The following is a 15047-nucleotide window of genomic DNA, read 5'->3' as shown; positions in this document are numbered from 1 at the left end:
AGAGGATTACAATCCTCTTTTTTATTAATTAAAATATTTTTTTCGCAACCAAAATGCTACATTTACTAAAATTATCAAGGCAGGAACTTCTACTAATGGTCCAATGACGCCTGCAAAAGCTTGTCCGCTATTAATTCCGAAAACACCAATTGAAACTGCAATGGCAAGCTCAAAGTTATTTCCAGAAGCAGTGAAAGACAAGGCCACAGCATCTCTATAATCGGATCCGATTTTTTTAGAAACAAAAAACATCAAGAAAAACATAACTGTAAAGAATATCACTAATGGAATGGCAATTCTAACAACATCCATTGGTAAATCGACAATCATTTCACCTTTTAAGCTAAACATAATAACAATTGTAAATAGCAAAGCAATTAAAGTGATTGGAGAAATAAATGGGATGAACTTTTGATTGAAAAATTTATCTCCTAAATATTTTTTAATCATATAACGGCTAATCACAGCTAAAGCAAATGGAATTCCTAAGTAAATTCCAACTGTTGTAGCAATTTCAGCAATTGTAATATTTAATTCTAGGCTTTTAATTCCGAACAATGGCAGCATAATCTCTAAATAGAAATAAGCATATAAACTAAAAAAAAGTACTTGCAATAAACTATTAATTCCAATTAAACCAGCTGTTAATTCGCGGTTTCCTTCTGCAAGCTCATTCCATACAATTACCATTGCAATACAAGGCGCTAATCCAATAATAATTAAGCCTGTCATATATTCTGGATAATCTTTTAAGAAGATTGTAGCTAATAAAAACATTAAAAAAGGTCCAACAATCCAAGTGATGAAAAACGAAGCAGATAATAACTTTGGCTTCTCAAACATTTGAGGAACTTTAGAGAAATCAATTTTAGTCAACGGTGGATACATCATTAAAATCAACCCAATAGCTAGTGGAATATTTGTTGTTCCTGACGAAAATGAATTAATGTAATCGGCAGTATTTGGAATAAAATAACCAATAGCAACACCAATTAGCATTGCTATGAAAATCCAAAGTGTCAAAAATCGGTCTAAAAACCCTAATCGCTTTTTCATATGATTATTTTATTTGAGAAAACACAAAATACATTTCACTTGCAATTTGCAAACTACGTTCTGTGTATTTTTCGTTCATTAATTCGGTTCCATCAAAGACTTTTGGATCGTCGTATTTGATTGGAAATCTAGCTTCTGCACCAAAAACCATTGGACAACCTTCGTCGGCATTATTACACGTCATGATGGCTCCAAAATTAGTTTTCGGATTAAAATCATCGAAATAGGCTTTTGAAAAACAAATGATTGGGTGTTGATTGTAATCGAATTTCACTGCATAAACTGGATTTTGTTCGTTACTAATTTTTTGAATTTGAAATCCTTGATTAACTAATGTTTCACCTACTTTTGAAAACATAGCAGTAGCTTCAGTTCCACCAGAATAGCAAAAAACATTATTAATTCCAAAATGAAACGCCATCGTTTGTGCCCAAATTTGTGATAAATGACTTCTTCTAGAATTGTGTGTACAAATGAAATTCAATCGAATTTCTTCATTAGCATTGGTTTTAGATTGGATATAATTCACTAATGGTATCAAAACTTCTTTTCGTTCATTTGAAACAGAAATTTCGGAAAACAATGCTATAGTTTTTGATAAATTTTCTAACATATTATTTCTTTATATAATGGCAAAAAATGAAATTCTGAACCGTATCAAAAGGCGTTTCGTGGTCTTCTGTAAAGCAATTTTCTAATTCGAAATCTTCGCCAAAAACAGCTTCCATTTTATCAACCGAATATTGTGTTATTGGTAAACCACTACATTTTAAAGGACCATCTTCTGAAAAAGTTCCCAAAATTAAATGTGCATTTTGATTGGTATTTGCAATTACATTAGCTTTATATTGTTCAATATTGCAAGCTTCAGTAAAAAAATGAAATGATGCTCTATCGTGCCAAACATCAAATTTTTCATCCGATTGAAAATGCAAACTATCAGAAACTATAAAAGTCACATCCTTAGCTTTATCACCTAATCGCTTTTTTGCACGTTCAATAGCAGCAGCTGAAATATCTAACAAAAATAAATTCGTGTAACCCAATTCTAATAAACTATCAATCAAATAGCTATCACCACCACCAATGTCAATTATTTTGGCATCTTTAGCTATCTTACAAGCTTGAATTAATTGAATTGAAGTTTTTGGGTTGTTTTGAAACCAACTTACCTCATTTTCTGCTTTTGTTGTAAAAACAGTTTCCCAATGTTGTTTTTTAGTATTTTCCATATTAACAACAACCTGAATCTGGTGCACAACAAGACGTTTCTTTTGGTTTCCACTCACCTATTTTAGTTTTTAATTTTTCTGGTGGAATTCCGCAATTGTCTTTTGCTAAACAATCCGTTAATTTTGATTTCAATTGGAAGTTAATACCATCAAAATCTAAACTAAATTTTCCAATAGTTTCTTTCATTTGATACTCTACTTCAATTTCTGAATCTGGCAAACCAAGAGTACTTTCTGAAAGTTCAATAATACGTATTAATTTTTCAGGATGTAATCTATGATCATAATCATTAGCTTCCCAAAGTTGGAAGTTGACTACTTCTTCTGTACGAACAACTCCACCACAATCGATGAAATGTTTAGTAATTTTACCTACTTCGGTTACATGAAAATGATTAGGTACTAAATCACCATTTGGTAATTGGAAAGCTATTTGAGAAAGATTTTTTAATTGATTTTTTATTTCAGATAATTTCATTTTATATATAATTAATGATTAATAAAAAGTAATTAACTAACAGCATTTGTTTTTTAACATACGACGAATCGCACCAAAATGATTTTCGATTGTATCAATTGTATCTGGATTTATGCAATAACAAATTGCTGTACCCTCGATTGTTCCTTTTATGATATTAGCGTTTTTTAATTCTTTTAAATGCTGAGAAATTGTGGGTTGAGCTAAAGGCAATTCATTTACAATATCACCACAAATACATGAATCAACCGACAATAAATAATCAACAATTGCTATACGAGCTGGATGAGACAAGGCTTTGAATAAGTTTGCCATTTCGTTTTGTTCTACTGAAAAGGATTCTGTTTTAGATGCTCCCATAATTTTACATTATTATATTGCAATATTACGATAAACAAATATAAAATACAATAAAAAATCCCGAAATTTCTTTCGGGATTTAAAATATTTAGGATTATAGAGATTATTTACCTCCTTTTTCCATTTTAGCTTTTAATTCAGCAAGAATATCGTTATTATCACCTAAAGTAGATGTTTGAGCAGCATTAGTTGAAGTAGTTTCAACAACAGCTTTAACGTTTTTCTCTTCTTCTTCTCTGAAGATAGCTGTATGAGATGCCACTACTCTTTTGAACTCTTTGTTGAATTCAATAACTTTAAAGTCAGCAGTATCACCTTTTTTCAATTTTTTACCGTCTTCTTTTTCTAAGTGACGTGTAGGAATGAAAGCAACAATATCGTCACCAAATTCTACAGTAGCACCTTTGTCAACGATTTCAGAAATTGTACCATTGTGGATTGTTCCAACAGCAAAAGCGTCTTCATATTTATCCCAAGGATTAGCAGTAGTTTGTTTGTGACCTAAAGATAATTTACGTCCTTCAACATCTAATTCTAATACAACAACGTCTAATTTTTCACCAACGTTTACAAATTCAGATGGGTGTTTGATTTTCTTAGTCCAAGATAAATCAGAGATATATACTAAACCGTCGATACCTTCTTCTAACTCTACGAAAATTCCGAAGTTAGTAAAGTTTCTAACTATTCCAGTGTGTTTAGAACCAACTGGGTATTTAGCAGTAATATCAGTCCATGGATCTTGCGTCATTTGTTTGATACCTAAAGACATTTTTCTTTCGTCTCTGTCTAAAGTTAAAACAACTGCTTCAACTACATCACCAATTTTCATAAAATCTTGAGCACTTCTTAAGTGAGTTGACCAAGACATTTCAGAAACGTGGATTAAACCTTCTACACCTTCAGCAACTTCGATGAAAGCACCGTAATCAGCTAAAACAACAACTTTTCCTTTAACTTTATCACCAACTTTTAATTCAGTTCCTAAAGCATCCCAAGGATGAGCATTTAATTGTTTTAAACCTAATTGGATTCTTGTTTTCTCATCATCGAAATCAAGGATTACAACGTTTAATTTTTGATCTAATTCAAGAACTTCGCTTGGGTGATTGATTCTTGACCAAGATAAGTCAGTAATGTGGATTAATCCATCAACACCACCTAAATCAATAAACACACCATAAGAAGTAATGTTTTTAACAACACCTTCTAATACTTGTCCTTTTTCTAATTGACCAATGATTTCTTTTTTCTGTACTTCAATATCAGCTTCAATAAGCGCTTTGTGAGATACTACTACGTTTTTGAATTCGTGGTTGATTTTCACAACTTTAAATTCCATAGTTTTATTCACATATTGATCGTAATCACGGATAGGTTTCACATCAATTTGAGACCCTGGTAAGAATGCTTCAATTCCGAAAACATCTACAATCATACCACCTTTAGTTCTACATTTAACGAAACCATTAACGATTTCTCCTGTTTCGTTAGCAGCAATAACTCTATCCCATGCTTTGATAGTTCTAGCTTTTCTGTGAGATAATACTAACTGACCTGTTTTGTCTTCACGAACATCAATTAATACTTCTACTTTATCACCAACTTTTAAGTTAGGATTGTAACGGAATTCGTTTAAAGAAATAACACCTTCAGATTTAGCGTTGATATCAACGATTGCATCTCTATCAGTAATTCTTACAACAACACCTTCTACTACTTCTTCTTCTCCTGTAGAGATGAAAGTTTTAGTTACTAGATCTTCAAATTCTTGTAAGTTTTTTTCATCAACTGGATCAATTCCTTCTTGGAAGTTATGCCAGTTAAAATTCGCTAAAAACTCTTCTTGTGTTTTGTTAATTTCAGACATGCTGATTAAAAATTTGTATGCCGTGCTTCTTGAGTTTCTTAATGCGATAGAAAACAGCAGCAGTGTTTTACATAAATGATTGATACCTAAAGGAAACTCTACTCTGCCAAAAGGTGTGCAAAGATACTACTTTTTGTTTATTTACAAAACTTAATTAAAATATTTAAAAGCTTGAAAAGAAAGAAATTAGAATAATTAAATTAATAGCAATGAAAAATGAATTATAATCGTTCTTTAACTAAATTTAAAACCAATTCAAATTGTTCTTTTTTACTTAAGGTAGAATTGTCAATTTCGATAGCATCATCCGCTTTTACTAATGGTGAATCTTCTCTGTGGGTGTCAATATAATCGCGTTCTTCAACATTATGTAATACTTCTTCAAAAGTAACATGTTGCCCTTTTTCAACTAATTCGTCAAATCTACGTTGCGCTCTAGTTTTTGAACTTGCGGTCATGAATAATTTCAACTCAGCATCAGGAAAAACAACTGTACAAATATCTCTTCCATCCATTACTATACCTTTGTTTTTACCCATTTGTTGCTGTTGTTCTACTAATTTTGCACGCACTTCTGAAATTTCGGCAACTTTACTAACCATTCGAGAAACTTCAATAGTTCGGATTTGAGTTTCAATGTTTTCGTTGTTTAAATACATTTCCGCAAATCCTAGAGTAGGATTGAATTGAAAACGCAAATTAATAGTTGGCAATTGAGAAATTAATCCTGTTTTATCTAAATATGTTTCAGAAACTAAATTATGCTGCATAGCATAATAAGCCACTGCACGATACATTGCGCCTGTATCAACATAAACGTAACCTAATGCTGCAGCCAATTGCTTAGCTAGTGTACTTTTTCCTGTTGACGAAAAACCGTCTATTGCTATGGTAATTTTTTTCATATGTTTACAAGAAGACAAGAATTATTTTTTAATATAAGTTGCCAAATTTTGTGTTTTTAAATTTTTAATAGTGATAAATTCATCCATAAAATATCTGTTTTTATATTCTATAATTTCATAAATCGGCTCCAGGTTTAAAAAAATTGTGTCATTTTTTACAACTATATCATCAAAAGAAATAACATCTCCAAAATCATGTGAATTCTTTTTGTAAATTTTCCAAATTGTATTATGTAAATCACTTTCATTGACATCACAAGAAACTAAAAATAAACTAATAATTACTATAATAACTTTTATCATTTCTTGCTTCTTTACTCTTTGCTCTTTCTTCTCTTACTCCAAATCAATTATCAAACCAAATAAACTAGTATTTGCTGCAACGGTATATCTTGAATACGAATAATCAAATTTAACTTTTCCAAATCGGATTCCAAAACCCGCAGAAATTCCCGAAAAACTTCTTTGTTCAAGAATTCTCAACTCTTCGCTTCTTCTAAAATTGTAGCCCAATCGAATATTGAATCCTTTTTCAGGAAATAATTCAGCACCAACAATTACATGTCGTAGTGCGTTATTAAAAAACGAAACTTTCTCTTCTGTTGATCCACCGTCTAAATTTCCTTCTGCTCTGTTTGGATTAGAAAAAGCTATATTCCATTGCTGTAAATTTTCAAATGTCATGTGCCAGCGAATGGGAACATTTTCCATCAACTGCGAAATTCCAGCATCAATTGAAAGTGGTAATTTTTCTCGCGTATCAGCATACGGTTTGATTTGAAAACCAACATTTCTTACGGTTAAACCATAATTAATATCGTTATCATAATCAACATACAAAAATCCTAAATCTACAGCAGCTCCCCAAGAATTATAACTTTCTAATGTTGAAGAAATTAATTTTGCATTTGCACCAATATACATATCGGTCCAAGGCAAATTATATGCATAACCTAAAGATAAAGCAGCTTCACTTCCTGTAAAATCTGAAGTTAAATTTCCTACTTCATCACGACCTTCAAAAGTACCGTAATTGATATAACTTATCCCTGCATGAAATGTTTGCAAATGACGATCATAAGTATAAGCATAAGCAGCTGTTCCATAAGAAACTTCTCCATAATAACTCCCATAATTTGCCGACAAACGATTGTGCATTTTTTGATTAATTGTAGCAGGATTGTAAAAAGCTTGATTTACATCATAATCTACAACGGTTACTGTTTTACCACCTAACGCGGCTTGACGAGGAGATTGTGCTAGATTTAAAAACTGATATACATACTTACCTCCTATTTGACTAAAAACGTTAGTCGAAAGAAGAATTAAAAAAAATAATATCGTTTTTTGTAGCATTTTGTGGTGTTAACTTAATCATAACGCAACTGCGAAGATAAAATTATATACGGTAGAAAACAAAAAAGAAATTCCAATAAGAAAGTTATTGGGATTTCTTTTTATAAAGTTTAATTCAATAGTTATTTTTTAAATTCTAACGATTTTGCATTTTTAACTTTTTGATTTGTAATAGCAACATCAAGAACATCGCTCATTTTATCAACATAATGAAAAGTTAATCCTTCAATATAATCAGGTTTAATTTCTTCAATGTCACGTTTATTTTCTTTACAAAGAATTATTTCTTTAATATTTGCTCTTTTGGCAGCAAGAATTTTCTCTTTGATTCCACCAACTGGCAACACTTTTCCACGAAGTGTTATTTCTCCAGTCATGGCTATATTTTTCTTAATTCTTTTTTGTGTAAAAGAGGAAACCATTGAGGTTAACATTGCAATCCCAGCACTTGGCCCGTCTTTTGGGGTAGCCCCTTCTGGCACGTGAATGTGTATATTGTAATTGTTTAAAACTTCTGGATTAATACCTAAATCTTCTGCGTTTGCACGAATATATTCTAATGCAATTGTAACCGATTCTTTCATGACAGTTCCTAAATTTCCCGTCATAGTCATAGATCCTTTACCTTTTGATATCAGAGATTCTATAAACAAAATATCACCACCAACGGAAGTCCAAGCCAAACCAGTAACTACACCAGCAACATCATTATTTTCATATTTATCACGCTCCATACGAGGTGATTTTAATACTTCTAAAATATCAGCATCCGAAACTTTTACGTTATAGGTTTCGTCCATTGCAATTGATTTTGCAGCATGACGTACTACTTGAGCAATTTTTTTCTCTAATCCACGAACACCCGATTCACGCGTATAACCCACAACAATTTTTTCTAATTGTTTTTTACCAATTTGCAAATCTTTTGTGGTTAATCCATGCTCTTTTAATTGTTTAGGCAATAAATGTGTTTTAGCAATTTCGATTTTTTCTTCAATGGTATATCCTGTCATTTCGATGATTTCCATGCGATCACGAAGGGCAGGCTGAATAGTTGACAAGCTATTAGAAGTAGCTATAAACATTACTTTTGATAAATCGTAACCTAATTCCAAGAAATTATCATGAAACTCTTTGTTTTGTTCTGGGTCTAAAACTTCTAACAAGGCAGAAGATGGATCGCCATTATGACTCGAAGATAATTTATCTATTTCATCTAAAACAAACACTGGATTTGATGTTTTTGCTTTCTTAATATTTTGAAGAATTCTTCCTGGCATCGCACCAATATATGTTTTTCGATGACCACGAATCTCAGCTTCATCACGTAAACCTCCCAACGACATTCTGATATATTCTCTACCTAAAGCTTCTGCAATTGATTTCCCAATTGAAGTCTTACCTACACCTGGAGGTCCGTATAAACATAGAATTGGCGATTTCATGTCGTTTCGCAATTTTAAAACCGCTAAATGCTCAATGATACGTTTTTTAACTTCTTCTAAACCGTAATGATCTCTATCTAGAATTTTTTGAGCACGTTTTAAGTCGAAATTATCTTTAGTGAATTCGTTCCAAGGCAATTCTAAAAATAACTCAATATAATTGCGTTGTATACCAAAATCAGGCGAATTTGGATTGGTTCGTTGCAATTTTGACAATTCTTTTTCGAAATGTTTTGCTGTTTTTTCGTCCCATTTTTTCTTTAACCCCTTGGCACGCATTTCCTCAATTTCAGCTTCATACGAAACGCCACCTAATTCTTCTTGAATGGTTTTCATTTGTTGCTGTAAGAAATATTCGCGCTGTTGTTGGTCTAAATCAAAGCGCACTTTAGACTGAATATCGTTGCGAACTTCTAATTTTTGAAGTTCTAAATTCATAAAGCGCAACGTTTCTAACGCCCTGTCTTTTAAATTTTTTATCGATAACAATTGTTGCTTCTCTTCCACTGAAAGATTCATATTGGAAGAAACAAAATTGATTAAAAATGGATTACTTTCGATGTTTTTGATAGCAAAAGTTGCTTCAGTAGGAATATTTGGGCTTTCTTTGATAATTTGAATTGCTAATTCTTTAATTGACTCAATAATAGCTTTAAACTCAACATTTTTTGCATCAGGGCGTTCTTCTGAAACTTCTTTAATAGTTGCTCTGAGATAAGGTTCTTCCTGAGTAAATGCCTCAATTTCAAAACGTTTTTTACCTTGCAGAATTACGGTTGTATTTCCATCAGGCATTTTCAAAACACGCATGATTCTGGCTACTGTTCCAATATGATGTACATCATTTGGTGATGGATCTTCTTCGTTTTCATCAATTTGAGCCACAACCCCAATTATTTTCCCTTTGGCATTGGCATCATTGATTAATTTAATAGATTTATCTCTTCCAGCGGTAATAGGAATTACTACACCCGGAAATAAAACAGTGTTTCGCAATGGCAGAATTGCAATGTCTTTTGGCAATTCTTCATTGTTCATTTCTTCTTCATCTTCGGGGGTCATTAATGGAATCAATTCTGAATCTGGATCCATTTCCTGAAGTGACAAATTGTCAAGGGCTAAAATTTTGTGATGTGGCATATGTACAAATATGGTCTTTTTGTCAGTAAATTAATTTTTAAAAACTATTCAAAGTTACGAATAACCAACTTATTTAACTGATAATCAATTTATAAAATAAATTTATATAGTTAATTCAAACCTATTAATTCAAGATGTATGCCATAAAAAATCCCGAAGTGTTAGTTCGGGATTTTGATATAAAATTTTATTTTATTGATAAGTAATATCAAATGAACCATTTGTAATGGAATGTGTTGATGAATCAAAAAAGCTAGTACCCGTAAACTGAAAAGTTCCTACTATTCGTTTTGAAGCGATGTTATGAGTTGTTATAGTTACAGTACCTGGATTTGATGAGTATACATTACCAGACATATCAGGAACATACATTCCAACATTATTAGTTCCTGTAGGCATATTATCTAAATTATATGTTCCTACTGCAATATTATCTAGCAAACTCAAACTTATATTCTCAACTGATCCTCTTCTGCCTATAAGCGATATCATACCTGAATTTTTAATACCATCAACATTTGTTGTTACAAAATTATTTCCATCTAACTTACAAGTAAAAGTATTATTTGATGGAGAAGTATTATTTGATGTATATGTTACTGAAAATTGTCCACTTGTAAAAACTTTAGTTTCCGTCTGAGTCAGAGTGCTATCATAGCGAACACCAGTAAATTTAAATGTTCCAGTTATTTTATGTGTAGATGTATTTATCTCGGATATTACTAACTCAGCAGTATCTGTATAACCAGTAAATCCTTGATTAGTAGCATCAGTATTACTTAAACTTACATATGGAACTTGTCCACTACCAGATGAATAAATTAACCCTAACGATGTAATAGAAGTTGCACCAGCCCAATTATATGTTCCTACTACCCCATTTGGTACTGTAATTTGAAAAAAACTACCATTTGAATGCATTCCATTTATTGATATATAATCAGAATTTACAATTGCTTGTGTTGTACTAGCATTCCAAGTTTGTCCATCAAAATTTGCTCTAAAAAAGCTACTTCCTGATCCACCACCGTTATTTCCCCCACCATTATTTCCTCCGCCGCCATTTCCTTCTTCACCTGATAAAACTGGATCTACAGGTTCATTATCACATGACGTTGTTGTAAAAGCTAAAGTTAGAACTAGAAGTGTTAGAATTGATTTTATAGTTTTCATAAGTTAATTCAAATTAAATTTTTCAAATATAATAAGTAATTTTAATTTTTCGGTACTCGCACTAATAAAAATAATCCTACAATAAAAAATAAAATTAAAAATAAGATTGCATTTTGAATTTTACCCGTTACATCTGCAATATAACCATATGTAAACATTCCTATTACAATACCAATTTTTTCAGCAACATCATAAAAACTAAAAAATGAAGTAGTATCTGACGTTTTTGATGGTATAAATTTTGAATATGTTGATCGTGATAAAGATTGAATTCCACCCATTACCAATCCAACAAAAAATGCTGCAATGTAAAAATCATTCGGAGTAATTATAAAATATGCATAAGTGCAAATTAATATCCATAAGAAATTTAAAAGCATCAAAACCTTAATGTTTCCATATTTTTCAACCAACATAGAAGTAATCCAAGCTCCAAACACTGCAACCAATTGAATCACTAAAATACTAATAATTAAGCCTGTTGTTCTTTTGCTATCACTTCCCCACTCAACTTCTTTTTCACCAAAATAAGCAGCTATAATCATTATAGTTTGCACGGCCATACTGTATACGAAAAAAGCAGCTAAATATCGCTTTAAAGGAAGGATACTCTTGATTTGTTGCCATACTTTTAATAATTCTTTAAATCCATTAAAAACAACATTTCTATGTAATTTATTATCATTTTTATTATTTGGAAGATAATAGTAAGTATATTGACTAAATCCTATCCACCAAATTCCTACTAATAAGAATGAATATCTCATCATTTGAATAGCATGTTTTTCGTCAACTAACATTACCATTGCTAAACAAATTAACAATAAAATAACACTTCCTATATAACCTAAGCTAAAACCTTTTGCACTAATTTTATCTTGCTGATCTTTATGAGCTATATCCGGTAAATAGGAATTATAAAACACTAAACTTCCCCAAAAACCAATTAATGCAAATAAATAAGTTGTTAAACTAAAAATAATATTCTCTAAAGAAAAAAAGTATAGACTCATACAAGAAATCGAACCTGCATAGCAAAACAATTTTAGAAAAAACTTTTTATTTCCTAAATAATCAGCAATTCCAGAAAGTAAAGGAGAAATAAAAGCAATCATCAAAAATCCTAATGCAGTAACATAACTTATTAATGATTCGCTTCGTATCATAAAACCAAACAACTCAACTTCCTCAATTCCTTTAACTCTAAATAGAGCTCCGTAATAAATTGGAAAAATAGTTGAAGAGATAACCAATGTGTAAACGGAATTTGCCCAATCGTAAAACGCCCAAGCATTAAGTAACTTTGAATTTCCTTTTTCTAAATTTGTCATAAATTAAAAAATCCCGACAAATTAAGTCGGGATTCAAATATAGTATTTTATTTACTTATTTAAAAGTAACTCCAAATTTTGCCGCCTCTGCTTTTGCTTGAGGAATCAATGCTGTTAGTTCTTTAATTCTCGTCTCGTTACTAGGATGAGTACTCAAAATTTCAGGTGGGGCTTGACCATTTGAAATTGCAGACATTCTTTCCCAAACTTTAACTGCATTAATAGGATCGTAACCTGCAATAGCCATTAATGTTAAACCTATCATATCAGCCTCACTTTCATGCTTTCTACTAAAAGGTAGCATTCCTCCAACTTGTGAACCAACACCATATGCTTGCATAACCAATGCTTGAGTTTCAGCATCTTGATTTCCTACAGCAACTTGCGTACCAACAGCTCCCAATTGTTGTAACAACCCAGCACTCATTCTTTGTTGTCCGTGATTTGCTAAAGCATGAGCAACTTCATGACCCATAACTGCCGCAATTCCAGCATCATCTTTACAAACTGGCAAAATTCCTGTATAAAAAACAATTTTACCTCCTGGCATGCACCAAGCATTCAATTCTTTACTATCTACTAATTTATATTCCCATTCATAACCATCTAAATAATTTGCATTTCCGTTTGCATTTAAAAAACGTTCAGCAGCTGTCTTAATTTTCATACCAATAGTTTCAATTCTTTTGGCATCTGAAGTACCTTTAATTACTTTATTTTCAGATAAAAACTGATTATATTGCTGAAAAGCTGATGGAAATATTTGACTGTTTGGGACAAAAGCCATAGTGCTTTTTCCTGTAAATGGATTTTTTGCACAAGACATTACTAATACAAAAAGTAATACGGCTAAAATTTTAACTTTAATATTCATAGGGAAAATCTTTTTTAATAACAAGCAAATTTACAACATTTAAACTACTCAAAGAAAACTACAAACAAATTTTATTCTTTGATTAAAATTTGTTTTAGAAATAATTTTAAATCTAATAATGAAATTAAAAACAGAATAATTGTAATTTGCAGAAAATTTAGTTGAAATGTCAAAAAAAAAAAAAAAAACTACACATAGCCAAGAAATTCCCAAAGCAATCTTAATTACTGCAAAAATTCTACAAGTATTATCTTCCAATTTAACAACAAAATTTGCTGCTAAACTTTTTACAACTCCAATTAAACACAAAATTCCCAAACGAGAATTTATTATGGATAAAGAAAGTAAACAGAAGAAGATTTTAATTAACTCAATTAATAAAGAAATAATAGTATACGAATATGGAGAAAGTTCAAAAAAAGTACTACTAGTTCATGGTTGGTCAGGTAGAGGCACTCAATTAGTGAAAATCGCTGATGAACTTTTAAAAAATGGATACATGACTATCAGTTTTGATGCTCCAGCACATGGAAAATCAAAAGGTAATTTCTCCATAATGACAGAGTTTATTGCTTCAATTTTAGAAATAGAAAAGCAATATGGACCATTTGAATATGCTATAGGTCATTCACTTGGTGGTATGTCCGTTTTAAATGCTATTAAACAACATTTACAAGTTAAAAAAGCAATAATAATTGGTAGTGGAGATATTATTCAAGATATTATTGATGATTTCATTAAGAAATTGAAACTAAAGTCTGATTTTGGAATTAAATTAAGAAATCATTTTGAACACAAATTTGGTAACAAAATGGATGATTATTCTGCATATAAAGCTGCTAATCTAATTGAGATTCCTGTTTTAGTGATACACGATAAGGATGATGATGATGTTTCTGTAAAATCAGCATACAATATTCAAAAACATCTAAAAAATTCAGAGTTATTAATTACGGAAGGATTAGGACATCGTAAAATTTTAGGTGATGATAACGTAATCAATAAGATAATTAATTTTATTAGTTAATTACACTATTTTATATATAAAAAACACTAAATATCTCCTTATCCAAAACACAAAAACAAAAAAGCCTGTCTAGTTATAGACAGGCTTTTCAAAAGAAAGGCGGCGACATACTCTCCCACATAACTGCAGTACCATCTGCGCAGTCGGGCTTAACTTCTCTGTTCGGAATGGGAAGAGGTGAGCCCCGACGCAATAACCACCTTAAGTTTTTAGTGATTAGCTCTTAGTGATAAGTAATTAGCTTTTCACTAATCACTTTTTACTTATTACTATTCACTGCAACTTCGTTGCAAATATCTTAACATACTGAGATAAATCGTTTAAAAAGTTACCTAAGATTACTCTAAGGTAAGAAAGTTTCGCTGCGCCCGAAGGCGCAGACTTATACATAAGCTTACGGGTTATTAGTACTACTCGACTATGACATTACTGCCTTTACATCTATAGCCTATCAACGTGGTCATCTTCCACGACCCTTAAAAGAAATCTCATCTTGTGGTGGGTTTCGCGCTTATATGCTTTCAGCGCTTATCCCTTCCCGACGTAGCTACTCTGCAGTGCTCCTGGCGGAACAACAGATACACCAGCGGTCAGTCCAATTCGGTCCTCTCGTACTAGAATCAGATCCACTCAAATTTCTAACGCCCACAGTAGATAGAGACCGAACTGTCTCACGACGTTCTGAACCCAGCTCGCGTGCCACTTTAATGGGCGAACAGCCCAACCCTTGGGACCTTCTCCAGCCCCAGGATGTGACGAGCCGACATCGAGGTGCCAAACCCCCCCGTCGATATGAGCTC

General features: G+C 31.7%; 14 protein-coding genes and 2 rRNA genes. 1 reads left to right on the top strand and 15 read right to left on the bottom strand.

Annotated elements, in window-relative coordinates; genetic code table 11:
- Positions 1 to 24 precede the first annotated feature (24 nt).
- From arsB to VK164_RS01060, 13 genes are all read right to left on the bottom strand, one after another.
- Positions 25 to 1056 (bottom strand): ACR3 family arsenite efflux transporter, encoded by a 1032-nt coding sequence (gene arsB / locus VK164_RS01120; protein ID WP_324207602.1) that lies wholly within the window; start codon positions 1054 to 1056, stop codon positions 25 to 27.
- A gap of 4 nt (positions 1057 to 1060) precedes the next feature.
- On the bottom strand, positions 1061 to 1669 hold the full coding sequence (locus VK164_RS01115) for a protein-tyrosine-phosphatase (RefSeq protein WP_324207601.1): 609 nt from the start codon (positions 1667 to 1669) through the stop codon (positions 1061 to 1063).
- Position 1670: 1 nt separating this feature from the next.
- Complete coding sequence (locus tag VK164_RS01110; protein WP_324207600.1) at positions 1671 to 2288, bottom strand: class I SAM-dependent methyltransferase; 618 nt, start codon at positions 2286 to 2288, stop codon at positions 1671 to 1673.
- A 1-nt stretch (position 2289) separates the two neighbouring features.
- Positions 2290 to 2766: a DUF6428 family protein gene (locus tag VK164_RS01105; protein WP_324207599.1), complete on the bottom strand. Its 477-nt coding sequence runs from the start codon at positions 2764 to 2766 to the stop codon at positions 2290 to 2292.
- A gap of 36 nt (positions 2767 to 2802) precedes the next feature.
- On the bottom strand, positions 2803 to 3126 hold the full coding sequence (locus VK164_RS01100) for a metalloregulator ArsR/SmtB family transcription factor (RefSeq protein WP_324207598.1): 324 nt from the start codon (positions 3124 to 3126) through the stop codon (positions 2803 to 2805).
- Positions 3127 to 3229: 103 nt separating this feature from the next.
- Entirely contained in the window at positions 3230 to 4996 is a 1767-nt protein-coding gene (gene rpsA / locus VK164_RS01095) for a 30S ribosomal protein S1 (protein ID WP_324207597.1), read from the bottom strand.
- Between the two features lie 221 nt (positions 4997 to 5217).
- Positions 5218 to 5901, bottom strand: coding sequence for a (d)CMP kinase (cmk, locus tag VK164_RS01090; RefSeq protein WP_324207596.1), 684 nt, complete (start codon positions 5899 to 5901; stop codon positions 5218 to 5220).
- A 21-nt stretch (positions 5902 to 5922) separates the two neighbouring features.
- Complete coding sequence (locus VK164_RS01085) at positions 5923 to 6204, bottom strand: hypothetical protein (RefSeq protein ID WP_324207595.1); 282 nt, start codon at positions 6202 to 6204, stop codon at positions 5923 to 5925.
- 33 nt (positions 6205 to 6237) lie between these two features.
- Positions 6238 to 7257, bottom strand: a complete 1020-nt coding sequence (gene porQ, locus VK164_RS01080; protein ID WP_324207594.1) for a type IX secretion system protein PorQ — start codon at positions 7255 to 7257, stop codon at positions 6238 to 6240.
- Between the two features lie 122 nt (positions 7258 to 7379).
- Positions 7380 to 9842 (bottom strand): endopeptidase La, encoded by a 2463-nt coding sequence (lon, locus tag VK164_RS01075; protein WP_324207593.1) that lies wholly within the window; start codon positions 9840 to 9842, stop codon positions 7380 to 7382.
- Positions 9843 to 10034: 192 nt separating this feature from the next.
- Positions 10035 to 11015, bottom strand: a complete 981-nt coding sequence (locus VK164_RS01070) for a DUF6252 family protein (protein WP_324207592.1) — start codon at positions 11013 to 11015, stop codon at positions 10035 to 10037.
- A gap of 41 nt (positions 11016 to 11056) precedes the next feature.
- Positions 11057 to 12346, bottom strand: a complete 1290-nt coding sequence (locus VK164_RS01065; protein ID WP_324207591.1) for an MFS transporter — start codon at positions 12344 to 12346, stop codon at positions 11057 to 11059.
- A 55-nt stretch (positions 12347 to 12401) separates the two neighbouring features.
- Entirely contained in the window at positions 12402 to 13220 is an 819-nt protein-coding gene (locus tag VK164_RS01060) for a M48 family metallopeptidase (protein ID WP_324207590.1), read from the bottom strand.
- A gap of 166 nt (positions 13221 to 13386) precedes the next feature.
- Here VK164_RS01060 and VK164_RS01055 point away from each other — a divergent pair, with 166 nt between their 5' ends.
- A complete protein-coding gene (locus tag VK164_RS01055; protein ID WP_324207589.1) occupies positions 13387 to 14247 on the top strand; it encodes an alpha/beta hydrolase in 861 nt (286 codons plus the stop codon).
- 94 nt (positions 14248 to 14341) lie between these two features.
- On the opposite strand, the gene rrf is transcribed toward VK164_RS01055, so the two are convergent.
- Positions 14342 to 14451 (bottom strand): 5S ribosomal RNA (gene rrf, locus VK164_RS01050).
- A 180-nt stretch (positions 14452 to 14631) separates the two neighbouring features.
- A 23S ribosomal RNA gene (locus VK164_RS01045) occupies positions 14632 to 15047 on the bottom strand; the annotation flags it as partial.

This window comes from Flavobacterium sp. (assembly GCF_035299005.1).
Taxonomy (GTDB): domain Bacteria; phylum Bacteroidota; class Bacteroidia; order Flavobacteriales; family Flavobacteriaceae; genus Flavobacterium.
This window is presented reverse-complemented; position numbering and strand designations above follow the sequence as displayed.